This window comes from Nocardia amikacinitolerans, assembly GCF_900215415.1.
In the GTDB taxonomy this organism is placed as follows: Bacteria; Actinomycetota; Actinomycetes; order Mycobacteriales; family Mycobacteriaceae; genus Nocardia; species Nocardia amikacinitolerans.
The window spans coordinates 263,225-285,501 of the sequence record NZ_OBEG01000003.1 but is presented as its reverse complement, the minus strand read 5'-3'; the positions used below and the strand labels follow the sequence as shown (position 1 = coordinate 285,501).

Below are 22,277 nucleotides of genomic sequence, written 5' to 3'. Positions count from 1 at the left end.
TTGGCGAGAAAGTTCCGCGCGGGCGGACCCGCCCGGTGGCATTGTGGACGCTGTCGCGCTCCCGGTGGGCGATCCCGCCGCGAGCTCGCACCGTGCCGTGTTCGTCGAAGAGCGAAGGAGTTCCATGTCTGCCCCGAATCTCACCCGCGACCAGGCGATCGAGCGCGCCGCCACGGTCGGCGTCGAGAACTACCGCATCGAACTCGATCTCACCGACCAGCCGACCGGCACCGACGGCACGGTCGGCGAGACGTTCGGCTCGAAGTCCACCGTCACCTTCACCGCGACGCCCGGCGCGAGCACCTTCATCGACATCGTCGCGGCCGGCGTGCGCTCGGCGGTGCTCAACGGCATCCCGCTCGACATCTCCGACTACGACGAGGCCAAGGGCATCGCGCTGCACAACCTGGCCGAGCGCAACGAGCTGGTCGTCGAGGCCGACTGCGTGTACTCGCACACCGGCGAGGGCCTGCACCGGTTCGTCGATCCGACCGACGACAAGGTCTACCTGTACTCGCAGTTCGAGACCGCCGACGCCAAGCGCATGTTCGCCTGCTTCGATCAGCCGGATCTGAAGGCCACCTTCGACATCACTGCCACCGCACCCGCCGACTGGGAGGTCGTCTCCAACGGCGCGGGCAGCAAGCGGGAGTCCGGCGGTGTCGCCGTGCACACCTTCGCCACCACGCCGCGGATGAGCACCTACCTGGTCGCCATGATCGCGGGCCCGTACGCGAAGTGGACCGACACCTATACCGACGAGCACGGCTCGATCCCGCTCGGCATCTACTGCCGCGCGTCGCTGGCCGAGCACATGGACGCCGACCGCCTCTTCACCGAGACCAAGCAGGGTTTCGGCTTCTACCACGCCAACTTCGGCGTGCCGTATGCCTTCGGCAAGTACGACCAGCTGTTCGTGCCGGAGTTCAACGCGGGCGCGATGGAGAACGCGGGCGCGGTGACCTTCCTGGAGGACTACGTCTTCCGTTCCAAGGTGACCCGCGCGTCCTACGAGCGCCGCGCCGAGACCGTGCTGCACGAGATGGCGCACATGTGGTTCGGCGACCTGGTCACCATGAAGTGGTGGGACGACCTGTGGCTGAACGAGTCGTTCGCCACCTTCGCCTCGGTGCTGTGCCAGTCCGAGGCCACCGAGTACACCAACGCGTGGACCACCTTCGCCAATGTGGAGAAGTCCTGGGCGTACCGGCAGGATCAGCTGCCGTCGACGCACCCCATCGCGGCCGACATCCCGGATCTCGCCGCAGTGGAGGTCAACTTCGACGGCATCACCTACGCCAAGGGCGCGAGCGTGCTCAAGCAGCTGGTGGCCTACGTCGGGCTGGAGCCGTTCCTGGCGGGTCTGCGCGACTACTTCGCCGAACACGCTTACGGCAACGCCACTTTCGACGACCTGCTGACCGCGCTGGAGAAGTCCTCCGGTCGTGACCTGTCGACCTGGGGCGCGCAGTGGCTCAAGACCACCGGCCTCAACATCCTGCGGCCCGACTTCCAGGTCGACGCCGATGGCAAGTTCGGTTCGTTCGCCGTCGTCCAGGAAGGCGCCGCCCCCGGCGCGGGCGAGCGTCGCGTGCACCGGCTGGCGGTCGGTGTCTACGACGACCAGGACGGCAAGCTGGTCCGCACCCACCGCGTCGAGCTGGATCTCGACGCCGCCGAGCGCACCGAGGTGCCGGAGCTGGTCGGCGTGCCGCGCGGCAAGTTCGTGCTGGTCAACGACGACGACCTGACCTACTGCTCGGTGCGGCTGGACGCCGACTCGCTGGACGTGCTCGTCAACCGGATCGCCGACATCGCCGAGCCGCTCCCCCGCACGCTGGCTTGGTCGGCGGCGTGGGAGATGACCAGGCAGGCCGAGTTCAAGGCCCGCGATTTCGTCGCGCTCGTGCAGCGCGGCGTCGGCGCGGAGACCGAAATCGGCGTCGTGCAGCGGCTGCTCATGCAGGCGCACACCGCGATCGGCAGCTACGCCGACCCCGCGTGGGCCGATTCGGTGGGCTGGCCCCAATTCGCCGATCGCCTGCTGGAATTGGCGCGCGAGGCCGAGCCGGGCTCGGATCACCAGCTGGCCTTCGTCAACGCGCTGACCGGCGCGCGGCTGTCGGGCTGGCACACCGAGGTGCTGCGCGAACTGCTCGACGGCGACCCCTCCTCGGTCGGTCTCGGCGGACTCGCGGTCGACACGGATCTGCGCTGGCGCCTGGTCAGCGCCCTCGCCGCGGCGGGCGAGATCGACGCCGAGGGCACGGCCACCCCGGCCATCGACCGCGAGCTCGCCAACGATCCGACCGCGGCGGGCAAGCGCCAGGCCGCGGCCGCGGCGACCGCGCGACCGATCGCCGAGGTCAAGGAAGAGGCGTGGACCAAGGTGATGGACGACGACTCGCTGCCCAACATCACCGCCCGCGCGATCGTCGGCGGCTTCGCCCCGGCCGGTCAGGGCGAGCTGCTCGGCTCGTTCGTGGAGCGGTACTTCGCCGAGATCCCCGCGGTGTGGGAGCGGCGTTCCAGCGAGGTCGCGCAGACGGTCGTCGTCGGCCTGTACCCGTCCTGGGAGATCACCGACGACGCGGTCGCCGCGGCGGACAAGTTCCTCGCCGACAACCACCCGCCCGCCCTGCTCCGCCTGGTCTCCGAGGGCAAGGCGGGCATCGAACGCTCGCTGCGCGCGCGAGCCTTCGACGCGCGCTAGTCCCTGCCGCTCCCACATATCGTTTCGACGCCTCACATAGCCACCGGCTATGTGAGGCGTGCAGTGCCTGTGTGGGAGCGGCCTTCGGTGCTCAGCGGGCGAGGAAGTGCCAGCCGAGCCAGGCCCAGCAGAGGACCGCGATGATGCGGACGGGTCGACTGGTGAGTGCGGCGGCGGCCACGGCGCTGAGTGGGGTGAGCAGGTCGCGGCGCATGTGGGCCAGGGCGGTGAGGGCGAGGGCGATCGCGAGAAGCATGGCGAAGCCGACTACGACGTGGGTTCCTCCGTTCATCGGGTGACCAGCCACCAGCCGATCGCCAGCCAGGCCAACCAGGCGGCGAAGCGGAGCGGGCCCTGTTCGATGGCCGGATCGATCAGGGTCGAGAGGGTGGGGTATTCGTCATGGGGTTTGGACCAATCCGGTTGGCGGACATACGCGTACGCCTCCCACCCGGCACCCGCGAGCAACAGCCCCGACCACACTGCCGTGCCCCTGCGCAGCGGCGTGGTTTTCGGGTGGGCGGCACTCGACGGACGCAGCGCCCACCCCAGGGCGACCGCGGCGACGACGAGGACCACTACCGTCGCGGGCCATTCGAAGGGTCGCGTGACGAATCCGAGCGCCGCCACCACGACCACGCACGCGATCCCGAGCGCACGCCGTCGACCGGACGGTCGCGCGGTGGGCACCGATTTCGCTGCCACTGTCGCAGAATACGACCAGGCAATGCGCCGAGTGCGCAGGTGAGCGGAATTCGGTGCCCGTGCCGCCACCGAGTGCGCAGCTCAGCGGAACAGTTCGACGTTGTCCCTTGCCCACTGCGCGAAGCTCGTGGCCGGCGCACCGGTGACGTCCGCGATCGTGGTTGTCGGCTTCTGCGGGTGCTCGACCATGCTCGCGATCCCGTCGACGTACCACTCCGCGTACGAGCCCATCGCCGGTTCGAGCATCCGGATGGCTTCGTCACGTGGCACCTGAACGACGGTGAGGTCCCGGCCGAGGGCGGCGCCGATGGCGTGGATCTTCTCGGCCCTGGTGAGCGTCTCCGGGCCGGTCAGCTCGTAGGTCTTGCCCGCGTGCCCCTCGGTGAGCAGCACCTTCGCCGCGGTGCGGGCGATGTCGTCCATCGTGAGGGGCGCGTTGGCGGCCTCGGGGTGTGGGTCGCGGATCTCGTCGGATGCCTTGATCTGGTCGGCCCAGATGGCGGCGTTCTCGCTGAACTCACCGGCGTAGAGGTGCGTCCAGTCCAGGCCGGAGCCCTCGACGGCCTTGGCGATGGGCTGCCAGTCGGTGGATTCGTCGCCGGACAGGTCGACGATGTGCCGGACGCCCGCCGCCTTCGCCAGCTCGACCACCTCGTTCACCGTCTCCAGCACCGGCGCGAGATACATGCGGTCGACGCCCTCGAAGGCGGCGGGCAACGAGGACAGCCGCCGCAGATAGCCCTGCGCGACCTCGACGCCCGCGGGGAACCCGGCGCGCTCGGGGTGGTTCGACAGCGCCCGAACATCGGTCGCGCCGCCCGCCAGCAGATGATCGACAACCATCCGCCCGATGTTGCCGGTGGCTCCGGTGACAAGAATTTTCATCTTCCCAAGGTGCCCGCGATTCGCCGATCTCGACAACCCCCAATGTTTCCGCGCCGCAGCCGGAAACGCGAGCGGCGCGCCCACCCGGATCGGGTGAGCGCGCCGCGAGCACGCTGGTGACGTGGAGGTCAGCGACCGATGGCGGCAGCCATCACGCGGACCGCGGAGATCAAACCGTCGATCAGCTGACCCTGCCGGATCGAGCTGAGCGCGGCGGTGACGCCGAGCTGGCAGACGCGGTCGTTGGCACGGTCGGCGACATCGTGGCCGGAGCGGACCTCGATCGCCTTCTCGTTGGGCGAGACGGCGATGAGCACCGAGCGCGCCGCCTCGGGGGTCGTGGCGAACAGCGCGTCCGCGCCCGCCGCTGTGTCGGCGCCGAGATCGCCCACGTAGATGTTGAAACGCACCTTGGTCGCGCGGGTCGCCTCGGTCAGCGCGTTGTCCATGGCGAGCCGCTCTTCATCGCTGAAGGGGGCTTCCTTGAACACGTCGCCCGCCTCGTGCACACCGGACACGCGTCCGCTGCTGGTGAGGGCGTACCCGTGCGGGAGGTCGGCCTCGACCACCGCTGGCCACTTAGAACTTGCCACTTGCCCGGCCTCCGATCAGCTCAACCTGGGCGGATTCGATAGCCGCATGGCTGCCATGCGACTGAGCGGTGTCGTGGTGCCCGTGTCCGGTCACCTCGTCGGTAGCACTCCACAGCACCGGCTCCGCGGTCCACTTCTGTCCGAGTTCGAAGTGAACCGGCTTCTCGCCGGGCAGCGGCTTACCGAGAAACGACAATCCGGCGATCGCCGCGTAGATCACCAGCGGGATGCCGACGAAGATCAGCACTGTCTCGAGAATGCTCACGGCCTTACGGTAGACGATGCTGTGTAGTAGACGCTCGTCCGGTCGTCCACTCACCCCGTGTCGTTCCGGCCGGGGACCCGACCAGCCCAGCCCCGTCCGGCGAAACCGCCCGCGCCCGAGTCGCATTCGGAAACGAAGGCGCCCGGCTGGAGCGCTTCAGCGCCGGAACGGTCACGAGCGGGTGAGCATCTCGAACGCGGCATCCGCCGACTCGACCGCTGGCACGTCGGCAGCGCCGCCCAGATGCGTCCGATCGAGGCGGTTCTGGCCGTGGTGTGGCTCCGACCGCGATCAGACCAACCAGGCGGCCGCGTCGGGCGGCAGGTGCCCGCTGGTCAGCGGTGCGCTGGCCAGCAACAGTTCGCCGGGCGGCAGCGGGATCGGCGCGGCGCTCGCGTTGAGCACGCAGACCAGCCCGCCGGGACGGCGGAAGGCAAGGCACCCCGAGGGACTGCCGTACCACTCGATCCGCGGACCCGCGAATTCCGGTCGCAGACCGCGCAATTCGATCGCCAACCGGTACAGCGAGACGGTCGACCCGAGCTCCTCGAGCTGCGCCTCCACGCTCAACCCGGCCCACTCCGGCGGAATCGGCAACCACGAGCGCTCACCCTTGGTGAACCCGAACGGCGGCCGGTCGCCCTCCCACGGGATCGGCACCCGGCAACCGTCGCGCCCGCGTTCGGTGCGTCCCGACCGTTCCCAGACGGGGTCTTGCAGCACGTCCTCGGGCAGGTCGTCCACGTTCGGCAGGCCGAGTTCTGCGCCGTTGTAGATGAACACCGCGCCGGGCAGTGCCAGCTCGACCAGGATCATCGCCTTGGCCCGCGCCAACCCGGTCGGGCCGCCGCCGTAGCGGGTGACCTCACGTTCGACGTCGTGGTTGGACAGGGTCCAGGTGGGCGAGGCGCCGACCGGCGCGACCGCGGACAGCGAGTTGTCGATGGCGTCGCGGACCGCCTCGGCGGTGAACGCGGTCTCGGCCAAACGGAAGTTGAAGGCGAGATGCAGCTCGTCGGGTCGCACGTATTCGCCGAAGCGGGTGTTGTCGTCGACCCAGACCTCGCCGATGGACACCGCGTTCGGGTACTCGTCGATCACCTTGCGGATGCGGCGGTGGATGTCGTGCACGGCCGGGTTGTTGAAGCGCGGGTCGCTGTCGTCGTGGATGAGCATCTTGGTGGACACGGTCTCCATGTCCGGCAGGCCAGGCGGCTTGGCCATGCCGTGGGCGACGTCGATGCGGAAACCGTCCACGCCGCGGTCGAGCCAGAACCGCAGCGTCTGCTCGAAATCCGCGACGACCTCGGGATTCTCCCAGTTCAGGTCGGGTTGTTCCGGCGCGAAGAGGTGCAGGTACCACTGGCCGGGCGTGCCGTCCGGCTCGGTGACCCTGGTCCAAGCGGGACCGCGGAAGATGCTCGGCCAGTTGTTGGGCGGCTCGTCGCCGTTGGGTCCTCGGCCGTCGCGGAAGATGTAGCGCGCCCGTTCGGGGCTGCCCGGCGCGGCGGCCAGCGCCGCCTGGAACCAAGGGTGCTCGCTGCTGGTGTGGTTCGGCACCAGGTCCATGGTGACCTTGAGCCGCCGGGCGTGTGCCTCGGTGATGAGCGCGTCCAGCGCGGCCATGCCACCGAACAGGGCATCGATGTCGCGGGGATCGGCGACGTCGTAGCCACCGTCGGCCATCGGCGAGCGCATGACCGGGCAGATCCACAGTGCGTCGACGCCGAGCAATTCCAGATAGCCGAGCTTCTCGCGGACGCCGCCCAGATCACCGATGCCGTCACCGTCGGAGTCGGCGAAGGAACGGGGGTAGACCTGGTAGAACACGGCGGAACGCCACCACGGCTGGCCGGTGCGATCCGCCGGCGCCTGCACGGCAGGTGTAGCTGTCACGTTCGTAATAGTGCCAAAGACATGCGACGAATTCCGCACGGGTGACCGCATGTCACACTATCTGGCAAATTCACAGCGAATCCCTTGCCCGGCCGGTACGGTGCCTCGCGGCTCACATCGGCGAGTTCACCAGCGAGTACGCGGCCATCTCCAGATAGTCGAGCAGGGCCTTGCGGTGTTCGTCGTCGAGGACCTCCGGCTCGAGCTCCGCGACCGCGATGTGCATGCAGCGCAGCCAGGCGTCGCGCTCGAGCGGGCCGATGGTGAACGGCATGTGCCGCATCCGCAGCCTCGGGTGTCCGCGTTCGTCGGAGTAGGTGCGCGGACCGCCCCAGTACTGTTCGAGGAACATGCGCAGCCTGCGCTCCGCGGGGCCGAGATCCTCTTCCGGATAGAGCGGGCGCAGGATCTCGTCGGCGGCCACCTCCCGGTAGAACACCGCCACGAGCCGACGGAACGTCTCCGCGCCGCCGACCGCCTCGTAGAACGACGTCGTGGTCTGCTCGCCCGAACTCATCAGTTCCTCTCGATTGGTCGAATCCCCGCACTCCATTGTGCCCGGCGCGGGCTCGGCCGCCACGGCTGGACGGGCCGCGCGACCGCGGTCCAGATAGCGGAGCGGCGGCTCTTCAGCGGCAGTTAACCCAACATTGTGCGAAATCACCGTGCAATCAGGCGAGTTCCATGGTCATATTGGTGGCAGTCTCCACGGGAGATATCACATGATCTTGAACCTGACGAAATCGGGGTCACCCAGATGAAGCAGCGGCACGGCCGGTCACACGAGGCCAGGACCCACCGACAACTCCAGCCCGCCGACGTCCACAATCGTGGGTCGGGGGCTACTCCGCTGCACATCTTGTCCGATCATCATCCTGGATCCCACCGCCCGGGTGAGGCTCCTCATCGTGCCGATCACGGCCACCATCTCACGCCGGTCCAGGCCGAGACCGCCAACTGGTTGAAGCGCCGGGTGTTGCTTCTGAACGCCACCTACGAGCCGCTCACCGCGTTGTCCGCCCGCCGTGCCGTCGTCCTGCTCATCTGCGACAAAGCCGACGCCGTGCACCACAATCCCGAAGGACCGGTCGTCCATTCCGCCGGATCCGAGGTGGCCGTTCCCTCGGTCATCCGGCTGCGCACCTACGTGCGCGTCCCCTATCGCGCCCGCGTCCCGATGACACGGGCCGCGCTCATGCACCGCGACCGCTACCGCTGCGGATACTGCGGCGGCAAGGCCGAGACCATCGACCACGTCGTCCCGCGCAGCCGCGGCGGCGAGCATTCCTGGGAGAACTGCGTGGCCAGCTGCGCGCCGTGCAACCACCGCAAAGCCGACAAGTTGCTGAGCGAGCTCGGCTGGACGTTGCGCTCGCCGCTTGTCTCGCCGAAAGGGCCGCACTGGCGGCTGCTGTCGACGACCTCGGACCTCGATCCGATCTGGTTGCAGTACCTCGGCGAAGGCGCTGCCTGAGCACCGGCGTCGAACTCCGACCGAGGCTCGTCCGATGCGTGGCGGCCGCAGTTCTGCCCAAGCCGACGTGGATCAGCCGTACTCGACCATGAGCGTCGCCCAGGTGCCGGATTCCAGCGCCTCGAAGATGTGCGGCGCGTCGCCCGGATAGGCGATGTAGTCGCCCGGTCCCAGCTCCACCGGCGACTCGGTCGGGCCGACCATCGCGCGCCCTGTCGCGAGGAGCACGTGCTCGATCACACCGGGAATGTGCGGGTCCGAGGCGCGCGGGTGGCCGGGTTCGGCGGTGATGCGGAACAGGTCGCGGCGAGTGTTCGGCAAACCGGACGCGAGCAGCGTCGCGGTGTATTCCGACTGCTCGGCGGCCACCCGCGGCCCCTCGCCCGCCCGGATCACCTGGACGGTCGGCCGCGGCGGATCGAGCAGCCGGGAGAACGGCATGTCCAGCGCGACGCATAGCGCCCACAGGGTTTCCAGGCTCGGGTTGCCGCTACCCGACTCCAATTGGGAGAGCGTGGATTTCGCGATGCCCGCCCGGTTCGCCACCTCGCTCAGCGAGAGCCCGGCGCGGGTGCGCTCGCGGCGCAGCGAAGCCGCGATCACCGCCTGCGGCGTCGCCGTCGTGGTGTCGTTCCGCGTCATGCCCCAGCTCCCGTCGAGTCCGAACCGCCCAACAGAAAACCATATTGACGAACCGGCCTGCCATGTTCACTATAAGCTACATGCGTTCGATATGGCGAACACTGGACCGGGAGACACTGTCCGGCATCGCGGCGGTGTGCCTCGCCGTCGCCGTCATCGGCATCTCCTACGGTACGACCGCGGTGGCCGAGGGCTTTCCGGTGTGGCTGCCGGTGCTGCTCGGCACCGTCGTGCTCGCGGGCGGCGCGGAGTTCCTGTTCATCGGTATCGTCGCGGCGGGCGGCAATCCGATCGCGGCGACGCTGGCCGGACTGCTGGTCAACGCGCGACACCTGCCCTACGGGCTGTCGGTCCCGGACGTCGTCGGCACCGGATGGCGGCGACTGATCGGCGTGCACGTGATGAACGACGAGGCGGTCGCGATGGCGCTCGCCGAATCCGAACCCGACCGCCGCCGCGCCGTCTACTGGGCCTGCGGTCTCGGTGTCCTGCTCGCCTGGCCGGGCGGGGCGGCCCTCGGCGCGCTGATCGGGACGGTGGTGCCGGACACCTCGGTGCTCGGTTTGGACGCGGTGTTCCCAGCGGTGTTGCTCGCGTTGGTCATTCCGGCGCTGCGCGACCGGACGACGTTCGGGGCGGTGTGCTTCGGAACCGGCGTCGCGGTGCTGAGTGCGCCCTTCCTGCCCGCGGGTTTGCCCGTGCTGCTTGCTCTTTCGGGCGTGGTGGTCGCGGCCATCACGCTGGGGCGCGGCGCGAGCGACGTGCACGGGACCGTGCGCGAGAAACACGGCTCCGCGATCGAAGTGCACTCCGTGGGGAACTCCGCGACCGACGAACGACACTCCGCGGCGACCTCCGCGACAAAGGAGCGCTGCTTCGTGACAGACGCAGCGCGCGATGCGCCAGGCCTCTCGCCGGAGAAGGCGCCCTCGGCGCCGGAGAGTGCCTACGTCTCCTGTGACCGCGGACCGAAGGAGACTCGATGATGCTGGCCGCCGGAGTGATCGCCCTCGCGGTGGGCACCTACGCCTTCCGCTGGGCCGGACCCGCCTTGCGCAGCCGCGTTCGCTTTCCGGAACGCGCGCGCCAACTGCTGGAGATCGGCGCGGTCGTACTGTTGGCCGCGCTGGTCGCCGTGACGACCCTGCCCTTCGGCACGGGGCATGTCGGCGTCGCGCTCCCCGCCGGGGTGGTGGCCGGCGGAATCCTCGCGTGGCGGCGCAGTCCCCTGCTCGTGGTGATCCTGGCCGCCGCGGCGACGACCGCCGTGCTGCGGCTCATCGGAGTTTCCTGAGTCGCCGTAAGGGCTCGGCGTTCAGCTCGGCAGTAGCGGGATGCTGCCCGCGCGGCGGCGGGCGACCGAACCGTAGCGGGCGTCGAGGCGCAGCCAGGTGGGGGTGGCGCGGACGCGCACGATCTCGGCGGGCGGGATGCGGCGAGCTTCGGCCTTCTCACCGGAGTGCGGGATGAAATCCATTGCGGTGAGCGCGAAGACGACCCGCATCGGGACCTCCACCCGGGTGTCGGCGGCCGAGACGGTCAGCACGGTCTGGTCGAGCAGCGAGGCGGGCGGACCGTGCTGGCTGCCGTGTTCCTTGGCCAATTCCGCTCCGCGCTCGGCCAATTCGACGAGGGTGCGGGCGGGCACATCGTCGACGTGCGCGAACCCGTCGATGGGCGGAAGCGCGCCGCGCCATGCCGAGTCCATCGAATAACCCAAATCGATCGGACTGCCCGACGCCAGTCCGGCCAGCACCAGGTCGGCGCCGACGGTGACATCGTCGACGCCGAGTTCGGCGACCACCGTCCGCACCGCGAGCGCCTCGAAACCCGTAGCGACCCAGGCCGATACGTAGCGCTCGCCGCGGCGGCGCAGGCGCACCACCGCGGCTTGGTCCAGCCGGACCGCCCTGCTCAGGAACGTGGCGAGGTTCTCGCGTTCGGCCGGGTCGGAAACGTGCAGCACCCGCTGCTCTGCCATCACAACCGTTCTGTCGTCGCGGGACCGGCGATCAGGTCGCGGTCACTTGTCCATCCACCCGGCCAGGTACTCGCGCTCCGGATCGGTCAGGCGGCGCAGCCGCTGGGTGTCGATGTCGAACGCCGCGAGCTGGGTGGTGGCGAGGACGGCGGGCGGCGAGTCGGGCGCCGCGCCGTTGGCCCGCACCTCGTAGCCGACCGTGAAATCGACCGCGCGCAACTGCTCGATCCACATCGCGATATCGAGCGGGGTGTCCTCGTGGCGCAGCTGCCCGCGGTAGCGCACGCGCAGATCCGCGAGCACACAGCCGGACCGCAGCGCGGAGGTCGGGCGGCCTTCCTCGAACAGCCACGGGATACGCGCCTCTTCCAGCAGGGTCACCATCCTGGCGTGGTTGACGTGCTGGAACACGTCCATGTCGGACCACCGGATCTCGACCTTGGCGTGAAAACGCTTGGGCAGCAGCACGGAACTCCCGTGGCCCTTCCCGTTACCGTTCAATGAATTCGTCACTGTGGTACCTCCGGTGGACGCCCAGTCACCCACCAGGACGCACACGCTGCGGCGTCGCAACAGGCAGACGAGGCGAGATCGTGGGTCTGGAAAATCCGACAACACCGACACTGCGATCCGGGACGCACCCGGATCGAGACCGATCTTCGCCGTCCAGTATCGCAATGTCGGCCCGAGTGGTCCTGTCGGGGGCCGTGCATTGCGCTTTAGCGCGGCACCTCCGATTGCGCGCCGACACCGCTGACCATGCTGCGCACCTGCCGCGCCGCCACGGACAGCGTCGCCAGATCGTGGGCGCCGCTTTCGAACAACTCCGACAGCGCCGCCCGCGCGCGGCCCAGCCTGGACTGGTTCTTCGACTCCCAGTAGGCGATCTTCTCGTCGGCGGTCTCCTCCGGCTCACCGGCGGAGAGCACGTCCAAGGTGAGCGAGCGCAGCGAACCGTACATGTCGTCGCGCAGCGCGAGCCTGGCCAGCGCGTGCCACCGGTCCCCGCGCTCGAGGTGACTCACCGCCTGGAGCAGCCAATCGATCTTGAGGTGGTCGTTCAGCGCGTAGTACAGCGCGCCGACTTCCTCGCCGTCGCGATCGGTGATGTCGGCGATGTCGAGCACGTCGAGCAGCGGGAACAGCGTCAGCAGGCCGAACACCTCGGTGGCGAGATCGGTCGGTGCGCCGCGCGCGATCAACTCCGCGGACTGATCGGTCAGCGTCGCCACGTGGTGGCCGCGCAGCCAGCCAGGGACCTTCGAGGCCAGCTCGCGCACGCCCCTGCTGTAGCGGTTGATCTCGGCGCCGACGGCGATCGGCTGCGGGCGGTTGCTGAGCAGCCACCGCGAGGCGCGGTCGAGGGTGCGTTTGGTCTCCAGCTCCAGTTCGTCGCGCACGGAGATGGGGATGTCGGCCGAGCGGATCCGCGCCCACATGGCATGCAGGTCGAAGATCTCGGTAGTCGCGGCGAAGGCGCGCACCGCGTCGGCGGTCGTCGCGCCCACCTCTTCGATCAGCCGGAACGCGTAGCTGATCCCGCCGTAGTCCACCATCTCGTTCGCGATCATCGTGGTGACGATCTCGCGGCGCAGCCGGTGCTTCTTGATGGCGCTGCCGAAACGGTCCCGCAGCGGCGTCGGGAAGTACTCCGGAAGGCGGGCAGCGAAGTAGGCCATGTCCGGCAGATCGGAGTCGAGCAGATCGGCCTTGAGCGAAAGCTTCACGTGCGCCATGAGATTGGCCAGTTCCGGCGAGCACAGGCCAGCGCCGTCCTCTTGACGGCGCTTCATCTCGGCGTCGGAGGGCAGCGCCTCGAGTTCGCGGTCCAGGCCGCGACGCTGTTCGAGGTCGTCGATGAGCCGCATGTTGACGTTCATCATGCGCGGCGCCTCGAAGCGCGACATGCCCATCAGGAAGTTCTGGGACACGTTGTCGCGCAGCACCATTCGGGCGACCTCGTCGGTCATCGAGGCGAGCAGCGGGTTGCGCTCCTCCTCGGGCAGCAGTCCGCTGCTGACCACGCCGTCGAGCAGCACCTTGATGTTGACCTCGTGGTCGGAGCAGTCCACGCCCGCGGAGTTGTCCAGCGCGTCGGTGTTCATCTTGCCGCCGTTGCGGGTGAACTCGATGCGGCCGAGCGCGGTGGCGCCGAGGTTGCCGCCCTCGCCGATCACCCTGACCCGCAACTGGTTTCCGTTGACGCGCACCGGATCGTTGGACTTGTCGCCGACATCGGCGTTGGATTCGGTGCTCGCCTTGATGTACGTGCCGATGCCGCCGTTCCACAGCAGCTGCGCGGGCGCGAGCAGGATCGCGCGCACCAGCTCCGGCGGCGACAGGGATTCCACGTTCTCGCCGAGGCCGAGCGCGACCCGCGCCTGCGGGCTGATCGGCACGGACTTCACCGTGCGATCCCAGACGCCGCCACCCGCGCTGATCAGCGAGGTGTCGTAGTCGGCCCAGGAGGACCGCGGCAACGCGAACATGCGCTGCCGCTCGCGGAACGAACGGGCGGCGTCCGGATTCGGATCGAGGAAGATGTGCCGGTGGTCGAAGGCCGCTACCAAGCGGATGTGCTCGGAGAGCAGCATTCCGTTGCCGAAGACGTCGCCGCTCATGTCGCCGATGCCGACCACGGTGAAGTCCTCGGTCTGGGTATCGATGTCCATCTCGCGGAAGTGCCGCTTCACGCTTTCCCACGCGCCCTTGGCCGTGATGCCCATGGCCTTGTGGTCGTACCCCGCCGAGCCGCCGGAGGCGAACGCGTCGCCGAGCCAGAACCCGTAGCTCTTGGCCACGTCGTTGGCGATGTCGGAGAACGTCGCGGTGCCCTTGTCGGCGGCGACTACCAGGTAGGTGTCGTCGCCGTCGCGGCGCACCACCCGTGCGGGCGGCAGCACCCGGCCGGTGGCCAGGTCGACGTTGTCGGTGATGTCGAGCAGACCGGAGATGAAGGTGCGGTAGCAGGCGACGCCCTCCGCGCCGAGCGCCTGCCGGTCGGCGCCCGGATCGCCGGTCGAGGCGGGCGGGCGTTTCACCACGAATCCGCCCTTGGCGCCGACCGGGACGATCACCGCGTTCTTCACCGCCTGCGCCTTCACCAGACCCAGGATCTCGGTGCGGAAGTCCTCCAGGCGGTCCGACCAGCGCAAGCCGCCGCGCGCGACCGGACCGAAGCGCAGGTGCACGCCCTCGACCCGCGGCGAGTACACGAAGATCTCGAACTGCGGTCGCGGCTTGGGCAATTCGGCGATCTCGCGCGGCTCGACCTTCATCGAGACGTAGTCGCGCGACCTGCCCTCGACGTCGGTCACGTAGTAGTTGGTGCGCAACGTCGCCTTGACGAGGCCGAGGATGGCCCGCAGGATGCGGTCCGCGTCCAGGCTCACCACCTCGTCGATGCGGGCGCGCAGCATGGTCTCCAGTTCGGCGGCGCGCTCGGCCGAGGCGGTGTCCGGATCGAACCGCGCGGTGAACAGGTCGACGAACAGCCGCGCCGCGTCCGGGTAGGTCAGCAGCACCCTGGTGATGTTGGCCTGGCTGTACGGGAAACCGGCCTGCTGCAGGTATTTCGCGTAGGTGCGCAGGATCGACACGGCACGCCACGGCAGCCGCGCGCGCAGCACCAGCTCGTTGAGGCCGTCGGCCTCGGCGCGGTCGTACCAGACCGCCTCGAAGGCGTCGGTGAAGCGTTCACGCAGGCCGCGCACCTCGGCCTCCAGCGCGTCGGCCCGCGCCGGGGACTCCAGCAGTTCGGCGTCCAGATCGCGGTCGAGCGAGCTGCGCAGCAGTTCGGGGCGGGCCAGCAGACCGAAGTCGTAGATCCAGCGCTCCACGCTCGGGCCGCCAGGCTTGGCCGGGTCCAGCTGGATCTGATAGGGCCGCTCGTCGACCACCTCGACGCCGAGGCTCTGCAGCACGGGAAGCACCTGGCTCAGCGAGACGCCGGTGCCGCCGATGTAGAGGGTGAAGCGCCACGAGCCGGGCGCCGACTCCGGCTTGCGGTAGAGATGCTGGGCGATGGCGCCCTCTGCCAAGCGCTCCAGCCTGCCGATGTCGCGCAGGGCGCGGCCCGGGCTGAAGTCCTGCTTGTATCCCTCGGGGAAGGCCGCGGCGTAGCGCTGCACCAAGGCGGGATCGAGCACCGTCGAGGTGCTCACCTCGTCGTTGAGGTGGTCGTCCCAGGTGTTGCTGGCCTCGGCGAGCAGGCGCTGGATGCGCAACCGGTTGGCTTCGGAGGTGTCGACGACGGCGGGCGCCTCGCTGGGCACGGTCGACGTCGTGAACCCGACGTCGGGCATCCGCACCGTGAAATACACACTGGCGAGCTCGCTTTCGCTCACTCGCGCGGAGTAGTCGATGGAGACGCCGCCCAGCTCGCGGACCAAGATGTCCTGCATCTCCAGCCGCACCCGGGTGGTGTAGCGATCGCGCGGCAGGTAGACCAGGCAGGCCACGAACCGGCCGTAGGTGTCCAGCCGCATGAACAGGCGAACCTGGCGGCGCAGGCCGACATTGAGCACGGCGAGCGCGGTGCGCCGCATGGTCTCTGTGTCGGAGGAGAACAGTTCGGTGCGCGGGAACGACTGGATGACCTCGAGCATGGCCTGGCCGGAGAACGAGTCCAGGTCGAATCCGCTCTCCTCGATCACCGCGCGCACCTGGCGGCCGATCACCGGGATGTCGAGGACGTTCTCGTGCACCGCCGTCACGGTGAAGACGCCGATGAACAGGTGCTCGCCGATGATCGCGCCGGACTCGTCGAAATCGGCGACGCCGACGAAATAGGGGTACACCGAGCGGTGCACGGTGGCGGGCACCAGACCCTGGGTCAACATCAGCAACGGCCGATCGGCGCCGTTGACCGGAACGTGGAAGTCGGTGCCGACATCAGGACGCAGCACGCCGAGGCAGGTGCCGGGCAGCGGATTCGACACGGTCTTGTCGCCCTCGGTACTCAGGCGATAGCGGGCGAATCCGAGGACAGTGAAATTGCCCTCGCCCAGCCAGCGAAGCAGATCGGCGCAGTCGGTCAGTTCGGTCGCGGAGAACGGCGCGGCGCCGGTTTTCGCCGCCCGTTCCAAATGGTCGGCCAGGTCGCTCTGGACTTGTTTGATGGCCTCGGTGTCGCCGATGACCTGCCGCACGTCGGCGATCACGTCCGGCATGGAATGTTCGATGCGCTCGAGCTGGGCGCGGCTGGTCGAGGGGTGCAGTTGCAGGTGCATCCAGGACTCGCGCAGCGCCATCCCGCCGTTGGCGTCGACCTCGTGCGGCACCGCCCTGGTCAGCCGTCCGTCGTCGTCGCGCTCGACCTCGAAGATCGGATGGATGACCTCGCTGACGCTCACCCCGATCCGGCTCAGCGACGAGGTGATCGATTCGACCAGCAGCGACATATCGTCGGTCACGACCTGGACCGCGGCGCCCAACCCCGAACCGTCGTCCGGGTGATAGACCCGGACGAGAGCGCGACCGGCCTGGCGCGTCATCGCCAATTCCAGGTGCCGCCGGAAGATCTGGGTGATACCCGTGATCGCACAGTCCACATCGCCCGCGTCGACGTGGCGGAAATACGCCTCCTCGAGGGTCGCGAGATCACCGCGCAGCGACTGCGGCAAACTCGCGGCCCACGCCGCACTGGACAATTCGGACGAGACCGTCATTTTTTCGCCAACTCCCTCGGATTCGGTTCCGCAACAAAGTGACGCCGGTCCGAGAGTAGCTGTGCCGTGCTGACGCGGAGGTGAATTCCCTTCCAAATGCAGGGTGTTCACCGATACCGTGCGTTCGCCGATGAATTGCCGAGGTCGATCTCTCGGCACAGCACCCGATCGGACCGGCAAACGTCACGTAGACGCGATCGCGGTGGGAAGGACCCATTGTCCGGACAGCGCCTGCGCATGCACGGTTCCTACCTTAGCCAGTTTTGGGCTGCGATAGGGCCGACCGTATTTCCTTCGATGGAGCGACCGCCCGCGGATGTTTCTCCGCAATTCCTTCGGCGAAGCGGCCTTGCGACGGGGCGATGCGCGCGGCGATCGCCCCGTCGGCGGGTATTGCTCAGTCGCGGGTGAGCTTGCGGTGCGTCACCCGGTGCGGACGGGCCGCCTCCGGACCGAGGCGCTCGATCTTGTTGGCCTCGTACGCTTCGAAGTTGCCCTCGAACCAGAACCACTTGGCCTCGTTGTCCGAATCGCCCTCCCACGCGAGGATGTGCGTGCAGGTGCGGTCCAGGAACCAGCGGTCGTGGGAGATGACCACGGCGCAGCCGGGGAACTGCTCCAGCGCGTTCTCCAGCGAACCGAGGGTTTCCACGTCGAGGTCGTTGGTCGGCTCGTCGAGCAGGATCAGGTTGCCGCCCTGCTTGAGGGTCATCGCCAGGTTCAGGCGGTTGCGCTCACCGCCGGAGAGCACACCGGCAGGCTTCTGCTGGTCCGGGCCCTTGAAACCGAACGCGCTGACGTACGCGCGCGAGGGCATCTCCTGGTTGCCGACCTGGATGAAGTCCAGGCCCTCGGAAACCACCTGCCAGACGTTCTTCGTCGGGTCGATGCCCGCGCGGTTCTGGTCGACGTAGCTCAGCTTGACCGTCTCGCCGACCTTCACCTCACCGCTGTCGGGCTGCTCGAGCCCGACGATGGTCTTGAACAGGGTGGTCTTACCGACACCGTTCGGACCGATGACACCGACAATGCCGTTGCGCGGCAAGGTGAACGACAGATCCTTGATGAGCTGACGCTCGCCGAAGCCCTTGTCCAGGTGCGAGACCTCGACGACCACATTGCCCAGACGGGGGCCATGCGGGATCTGGATCTCCTCGAAGTCCAACTTCCGCATCTTCTCGGCCTCGGCCGCCATCTCCTCGTACCTGCCGAGGCGAGCCTTGTTCTTGGCCTGGCGGGCCTTGGCGCCGGAACGCACCCACGCGAGTTCTTCCTTCAGCCGCTTCTGCAGCTTCTGGTCCTTCTTGCCCTGCACCTCGAGGCGCTCGGCCTTCTTCTCCAGGTAGGTGGAGTAGTTGCCCTCGTACGGGTAGGCCCGGCCGCGGTCGAGCTCGAGGATCCAGCCCGCGACGTTGTCCAGGAAGTACCGGTCGTGAGTGACGGCCAGCACGGCGCCCTGGTACTGGGCCAGATGCTGTTCGAGCCACAGCACCGACTCGGCGTCCAAGTGGTTGGTCGGCTCGTCGAGCAGCAGCAGGTCGGGCTTGCTCAGCAGCAGCTTGCACAACGCGACGCGGCGACGCTCACCACCGGAGAGGTTGGTGACCGGCTCGTCCGGCGGCGGGCAGCGCAGCGCGTCCATGGCCTGCTCGAGCTGGGAGTCCACGTCCCACGCGTCGGCGTGGTCCAGGTACTCCTGCAGCTTGCCCATCTCCTCCATGAGCTCGTCGGAGTAGTCGGTAGCCATGAGTTCGGCGATCTCGTTGAAGCGATCGAGCTTCACCTTGACCTCGCCGAGGCCCTCCTCGACGTTGCCTCGAACGGTCTTCTCCTCGTTCAACGGCGGCTCCTGCTGAAGGATGCCGACCGTCGCGCCCGGCGCGAGGAACGCGTCGCCGTTGTTGGGCTGGTCCAGTCCGGCCATGATCTTCAGCACGCTGGATTTACCGGCGCCGTTGGGGCCGACGACGCCGATCTTGGCGCCGGGAAGGAAGTTCAAAGTGACATCGTCGAGCACGACTTTGTCGCCGTGCGCCTTGCGAACCTTCTTCATTTGGTAGATGAACTCAGCCATATGCGGAAGCCTATCGGTCTCGGGAACAGTGGAACGAAGCAGAGCCACTCACGGCACGCGGGCATCCTCGCGCCGGATTCACCGTGCTCGCGCCCGACGTTCTGCGGGCAGGATCAGGCGTCGACGGGCTCGGGTGCGGCACTTCCGGAAGGTACGGAAGCCACGGTCGCGGCACTGTCCCCCAATTCCTCGCCGACGCGTGCACGATTTTCAGCGCTGGATCCGATACAAGTATTCCGCATCAACGCCGTGGGCCCGCCGCCGGTCTCCGATCGGCGGCTCACTTGCGCCGTGCAGCGGGACAGATCGGGGCCGATGGCTGTGGCCCGCATCTCCAGATCGCGCCGCTCGACGCCGTCCTTGGTCCGGTACTCGTGCGAGCGCAGCTGCCCGTAGACGAGTACCGGGTCGCCGCGCCGCAGCGACGCGTCCACGCCGCCGACCAGCCGCCGCCAGCAGCTGATTGTGAGATACAAGGTCCCGTTGTCCACCCATTCACCGGACGCGAAGTCCAGCCTGCGCGAGTTGCTCGCCATCCGGAAGGTGAGCACCTGTTCGCCGTTGCTCAGGTCCCGCTTGACCGGGTTGGTCACCACCGTGCCGACCACCGTGGCCATCGCTTCGTACATGATTTCGCCCCTTCACCTATCGGACCCGGGCCGGACGCTCCGGGTGTCTCCTCCCCGCCGAGCGAGGGCCTAACCAGCCTCGCCCGCGCACGGGGTGTGAAGGAACCCCCTCTTTCGCGCTGTGGACAACTCGGTCCGCCGCATGTGGACAGCCACCGCTTCGCACTCGCCACCACCCGGAGCGTCGACCCTTACCCGCCCGCGCCGACCACCGCGGACGCGCTCAACGGCAACTCGACCACACTCGTCCCTGCGGACACCGTGAACTCACCCGGCTCGATCCGCCAACCCCCGTCCCAATGCTCGAAAGACCGCCGCGGCACGGTGATTCGTACCGGAACCGACGCTCCCGCCTCCGCGAATACGGTCGCGAACCCGGCCAGCCACCGCACCGGTCGCTCGATCACCGAGTCGGGACGGGACAGATACACCTGAACCACCTGCTTGCCGGCCCACGCGCCGGTGTTGCGCGCGGTCAGCGACACCTCCACCGACCCGTCCGCCGCCGGAGCCGACACCGCTAGATCCGCGAGTTCCCAAGTGGTGTAACCGAGTCCGTGCCCGAACGGGTACGCCGGTGTCACGCCGGCGCGCAACCAGGCGCGGTAGCCGATGTGGATGCCCTCGGTGTAGCGCAGCACGCCGTCCACGGGCGTGGTCGACAGCACGGGCACGTCCGCCTCAGCGGCGGGCCAGGTGGTGGGCAACCTGCCACCGGGTTCGGCGCGCCCGAGCAGCACGTCGGCCAGCGCGTGGCCGATCTCCTGGCCGCCGAACCAGGTCAGCAGCAGCGCCGAGACCTCGTCGCGCCAGGGCAGCAGCACCGGTCCGCCGGAATTCACCACCACCACGGTGCGCGGATTGGCGGCAGCCACCGCGCGCACCAGATCGTCCTGCGCGCCCGGCAGTGCCAGGGTGGTGCGGTCGAAGCCCTCGGACTCGGTCTGCGAGCTGGTACCGACCACGACGACGGCGGCATCGGCGGCCCCCGCCAGCGCCGCGGCGTCGGCGATCGCGTCCGCGGGAGCGGTGTGCGCCGCCTCGGTACCCACGGTGATCGCGACCAGACCCAATGCGGCGCCGTCGTTTTCGAGCTGGTGGCGCACGGTGATCGAGATCGGCCCCGCACCGTCGGCGGCCACCGGCACCGACGCGACATCCGGGGTGAGCAGCGCGGCGCCAAGCGCGTCACCACTGCCGCCGAGCACGGTGTCGATGACCGCGGCGCCGTCGATCTCCATCCGTATCCGGCCCACCCCGGCGACGCCGAGCCGCGCCGCCGCGGCCTCGTCGGCGCCCGGCCGGTATTCGGTGCTCAGCTCCAGCATGGCCGCGCCCGCGGGCACGGTGCCCAGGTAGACCAGCTGCGCGGCGCGCCGCAGCTCGCTCAGCAGCTCGTTGCCGTCTGCGTCGAGGAAGCGGGCGCGCAACCCGGGTTCGCGAGTCCGCGGATCGGTCATCGATGTCAGCGGGAGCGGATGGATGCCGGTCTGGACCGGCACGCCGGGATGCACCGTGATGGACGCGTCCGGCAGCGCGGCGCGCAGACCGTCCACGGGGCTGATGGTCTCGGCGGGAACCACCGTCGCGCTGCCACCGCCCTGCGTGCGCGGCCAGATCGCCGCCTCGCCGATCACGGCGATGGAACCGGGACCCGAACTCGGCCACGGCAATTCGCCGCTGTTGCGCAGCAACACCATCCCGGCCGCCGCGACTTCGCGAGCGAGTTCCCTACCCTCCCGATCGGAGATGTCGGCCTCGGCTTTCCCGTTCGTCTCCGGTTCCGGCGCAATGGGCTCGCGCATCGCGACGTGCCCGTGCGACGCGATCGCGGCGGTGTCGAAACCGTTGTCGCGCAACGCGGTATCCGACAGATCCAGCGCGCCGACGCGCTGGGCCAGCCGCAGCAGCCGCAGCACCTTGGCGTCGATCGCGGCCTCCGGCACCGCTCCGGCCCGCACCGCCGTAACCAGTTGCGGGCCCCACGGACCCACCGGGCCCGGCATCACCAGGTCCTGGTCCGCGTTGGCCGAGGCCTCGGTGCTGCGCACCGCCACCCAGTCCGACACCACGAGGCCGTCGAAACCCCACTCGGTGCGCAACGGCGTCGTCAGCAACGGGTTCTCCGACATGGTGACGCCGCGAACGGAGTTGTACGCCGACATCACCAGCCACGCGCCCGCCCGCACCGCCGCTTCGAACGGCGCGAGATAGAGCTCGCGCAGTGCGCGGTCGTCCAGCTCGACGTCGGCGGTGTAGCGCTCGGTCTCGAAGTCGTTGGCCACGTAGTGTTTCGGGGTCGCGGCGATGCCGTGTTCCTGCACCGAGCGGACGTAAGCCGCCGCCAATTCGCCCGTCAGCAAAGGATCTTCGGAGTAGGCCTCGAAGTGCCTGCCGCCCAACGGACTGCGGTGCAGGTTGATCGTCGGGCCGAGCACCACATCGACGCCCTTGCGCTTGGCCTCGGCGGCCGACGCGGCGCCGTAGCGGCGGGCCATGCCGAGGTCCCAGGTCGCCGCGAGCGCGGTCGCCGAGGGCAGGTTGAGCGACGGGTCGCGCTCGTCCCAGACCGGGCCGCGCACGCCCGAAGGCCCATCGGAGAGCATCATCGACCGCAGCCCGATCGCGGGCTCGGCAACGGTCGACCAGATGTCCGCGCCGGTCAGCAGCCGCACCTTCTGCTCCAGATGCAGCGCGCCGACCAGGGCGCGCAGGGCTTCGTCCACCGTGTCGAGCATCAGCGCTCCTCCT

General features: G+C 68.8%; 17 protein-coding genes and 1 pseudogene. 4 read left to right on the top strand and 14 right to left on the bottom strand.

The genetic code is table 11. The features are described from left to right. Positions 1 to 124 precede the first annotated feature (124 nt). Positions 125 to 2,713 carry an aminopeptidase N gene (gene pepN, locus CRP45_RS15565; protein WP_097245674.1) on the top strand — a complete coding sequence of 863 codons (2,589 nt, stop codon included), beginning with the start codon at positions 125 to 127 and terminating at the stop codon, positions 2,711 to 2,713. A gap of 91 nt (positions 2,714 to 2,804) precedes the next feature. Here pepN and CRP45_RS15560 read toward each other — a convergent pair whose 3' ends face one another. From CRP45_RS15560 to CRP45_RS15530, 7 genes are all read right to left on the bottom strand, one after another. Beyond that, positions 2,805 to 3,005: a DUF6186 family protein gene (locus CRP45_RS15560; protein ID WP_097245673.1), complete on the bottom strand. Its 201-nt coding sequence runs from the start codon at positions 3,003 to 3,005 to the stop codon at positions 2,805 to 2,807. After that, positions 3,002 to 3,418: a hypothetical protein gene (locus CRP45_RS15555; RefSeq protein ID WP_143861442.1), complete on the bottom strand. Its 417-nt coding sequence runs from the start codon at positions 3,416 to 3,418 to the stop codon at positions 3,002 to 3,004. The genes CRP45_RS15560 and CRP45_RS15555 overlap by 4 nt, the downstream gene beginning before the upstream one ends. A gap of 81 nt (positions 3,419 to 3,499) precedes the next feature. Further along, positions 3,500 to 4,303: an NAD(P)H-binding protein gene (locus CRP45_RS15550; RefSeq protein ID WP_097245671.1), complete on the bottom strand. Its 804-nt coding sequence runs from the start codon at positions 4,301 to 4,303 to the stop codon at positions 3,500 to 3,502. 128 nt (positions 4,304 to 4,431) lie between these two features. Beyond that, entirely contained in the window at positions 4,432 to 4,896 is a 465-nt protein-coding gene (locus CRP45_RS15545; RefSeq protein WP_067787521.1) for a DUF5130 domain-containing protein, read from the bottom strand. Next, complete coding sequence (gene ctaJ / locus CRP45_RS15540) at positions 4,883 to 5,161, bottom strand: aa3-type cytochrome oxidase subunit CtaJ (protein WP_067787523.1); 279 nt, start codon at positions 5,159 to 5,161, stop codon at positions 4,883 to 4,885. The genes CRP45_RS15545 and ctaJ overlap by 14 nt, the downstream gene beginning before the upstream one ends. 291 nt (positions 5,162 to 5,452) lie before the next feature. Next, the gene (locus CRP45_RS15535; RefSeq protein ID WP_097245670.1) at positions 5,453 to 7,108 is read right to left on the bottom strand and encodes a glycoside hydrolase family 13 protein; all 1,656 of its coding nucleotides are present in this window, start codon (positions 7,106 to 7,108) and stop codon (positions 5,453 to 5,455) included. A 61-nt stretch (positions 7,109 to 7,169) separates the two neighbouring features. Then, positions 7,170 to 7,574, bottom strand: coding sequence for a globin (locus CRP45_RS15530; protein ID WP_067787527.1), 405 nt, complete (start codon positions 7,572 to 7,574; stop codon positions 7,170 to 7,172). A gap of 240 nt (positions 7,575 to 7,814) precedes the next feature. Between CRP45_RS15530 and CRP45_RS15525 the strand changes: the two genes are divergently transcribed. Further along, positions 7,815 to 8,531 (top strand): HNH endonuclease, encoded by a 717-nt coding sequence (locus CRP45_RS15525; RefSeq protein ID WP_245910160.1) that lies wholly within the window; start codon positions 7,815 to 7,817, stop codon positions 8,529 to 8,531. 72 nt (positions 8,532 to 8,603) lie between these two features. Here the strand turns inward: CRP45_RS15525 and CRP45_RS15520 are convergent, their stop codons facing one another. Further along, positions 8,604 to 9,173, bottom strand: coding sequence for a helix-turn-helix domain-containing protein (locus tag CRP45_RS15520; RefSeq protein ID WP_097245669.1), 570 nt, complete (start codon positions 9,171 to 9,173; stop codon positions 8,604 to 8,606). 80 nt (positions 9,174 to 9,253) lie between these two features. On the opposite strand from CRP45_RS15520, the pseudogene CRP45_RS15515 reads away from it, so the two are divergent. Both CRP45_RS15515 and CRP45_RS15510 read left to right on the top strand, forming a co-directional pair. Further along, positions 9,254 to 9,898: pseudogene (locus CRP45_RS15515) on the top strand (AzlC family ABC transporter permease); the annotation flags it as partial. Positions 9,899 to 10,155: 257 nt separating this feature from the next. Beyond that, a complete protein-coding gene (locus CRP45_RS15510; protein WP_067787533.1) occupies positions 10,156 to 10,467 on the top strand; it encodes an AzlD domain-containing protein in 312 nt (103 codons plus the stop codon). A 21-nt stretch (positions 10,468 to 10,488) separates the two neighbouring features. On the opposite strand, the gene CRP45_RS15505 is transcribed toward CRP45_RS15510, so the two are convergent. The 6 genes from CRP45_RS15505 to CRP45_RS15480 form a co-directional block, all read right to left on the bottom strand. After that, positions 10,489 to 11,154, bottom strand: coding sequence for a DUF8185 domain-containing protein (locus CRP45_RS15505; RefSeq protein WP_067787534.1), 666 nt, complete (start codon positions 11,152 to 11,154; stop codon positions 10,489 to 10,491). Positions 11,155 to 11,196: 42 nt separating this feature from the next. Further along, entirely contained in the window at positions 11,197 to 11,655 is a 459-nt protein-coding gene (locus tag CRP45_RS15500) for an acyl-CoA thioesterase (RefSeq protein ID WP_342747026.1), read from the bottom strand. Positions 11,656 to 11,873: 218 nt separating this feature from the next. After that, positions 11,874 to 16,823 carry an NAD-glutamate dehydrogenase gene (locus CRP45_RS15495; RefSeq protein WP_097245668.1) on the bottom strand — a complete coding sequence of 1,650 codons (4,950 nt, stop codon included), beginning with the start codon at positions 16,821 to 16,823 and terminating at the stop codon, positions 11,874 to 11,876. A gap of 397 nt (positions 16,824 to 17,220) precedes the next feature. Further along, on the bottom strand, positions 17,221 to 18,897 hold the full coding sequence (gene ettA / locus CRP45_RS15490; RefSeq protein WP_067787538.1) for an energy-dependent translational throttle protein EttA: 1,677 nt from the start codon (positions 18,895 to 18,897) through the stop codon (positions 17,221 to 17,223). A gap of 113 nt (positions 18,898 to 19,010) precedes the next feature. Next, positions 19,011 to 19,526: a single-stranded DNA-binding protein gene (locus CRP45_RS15485; RefSeq protein WP_097245667.1), complete on the bottom strand. Its 516-nt coding sequence runs from the start codon at positions 19,524 to 19,526 to the stop codon at positions 19,011 to 19,013. A gap of 191 nt (positions 19,527 to 19,717) precedes the next feature. After that, on the bottom strand, positions 19,718 to 22,264 hold the full coding sequence (locus tag CRP45_RS15480; protein ID WP_097245666.1) for a beta-glucosidase family protein: 2,547 nt from the start codon (positions 22,262 to 22,264) through the stop codon (positions 19,718 to 19,720). Positions 22,265 to 22,277: the final 13 nt, after the last annotated feature.

Coding starts and splice junctions, on each gene's coding strand:
- CRP45_RS15550 (WP_097245671.1), bottom strand. CDS start 4,303: ATGAAAATTCTTGTCACCGGAGCCACCGGCAACATCGGGCGGATGGTT.
- CRP45_RS15510 (WP_067787533.1), top strand. CDS start 10,156: ATGATGCTGGCCGCCGGAGTGATCGCCCTCGCGGTGGGCACCTACGCC.
- CRP45_RS15485 (WP_097245667.1), bottom strand. CDS start 19,526: ATGTACGAAGCGATGGCCACGGTGGTCGGCACGGTGGTGACCAACCCG.
- CRP45_RS15505 (WP_067787534.1), bottom strand. CDS start 11,154: ATGGCAGAGCAGCGGGTGCTGCACGTTTCCGACCCGGCCGAACGCGAG.
- ettA (WP_067787538.1), bottom strand. CDS start 18,897: ATGGCTGAGTTCATCTACCAAATGAAGAAGGTTCGCAAGGCGCACGGC.
- CRP45_RS15535 (WP_097245670.1), bottom strand. CDS start 7,108: ATGCGGTCACCCGTGCGGAATTCGTCGCATGTCTTTGGCACTATTACG.
- CRP45_RS15530 (WP_067787527.1), bottom strand. CDS start 7,574: ATGAGTTCGGGCGAGCAGACCACGACGTCGTTCTACGAGGCGGTCGGC.
- CRP45_RS15480 (WP_097245666.1), bottom strand. CDS start 22,264: ATGCTCGACACGGTGGACGAAGCCCTGCGCGCCCTGGTCGGCGCGCTG.
- CRP45_RS15495 (WP_097245668.1), bottom strand. CDS start 16,823: ATGACGGTCTCGTCCGAATTGTCCAGTGCGGCGTGGGCCGCGAGTTTG.
- CRP45_RS15560 (WP_097245673.1), bottom strand. CDS start 3,005: ATGAACGGAGGAACCCACGTCGTAGTCGGCTTCGCCATGCTTCTCGCG.
- CRP45_RS15525 (WP_245910160.1), top strand. CDS start 7,815: ATGAAGCAGCGGCACGGCCGGTCACACGAGGCCAGGACCCACCGACAA.
- CRP45_RS15520 (WP_097245669.1), bottom strand. CDS start 9,173: ATGACGCGGAACGACACCACGACGGCGACGCCGCAGGCGGTGATCGCG.
- pepN (WP_097245674.1), top strand. CDS start 125: ATGTCTGCCCCGAATCTCACCCGCGACCAGGCGATCGAGCGCGCCGCC.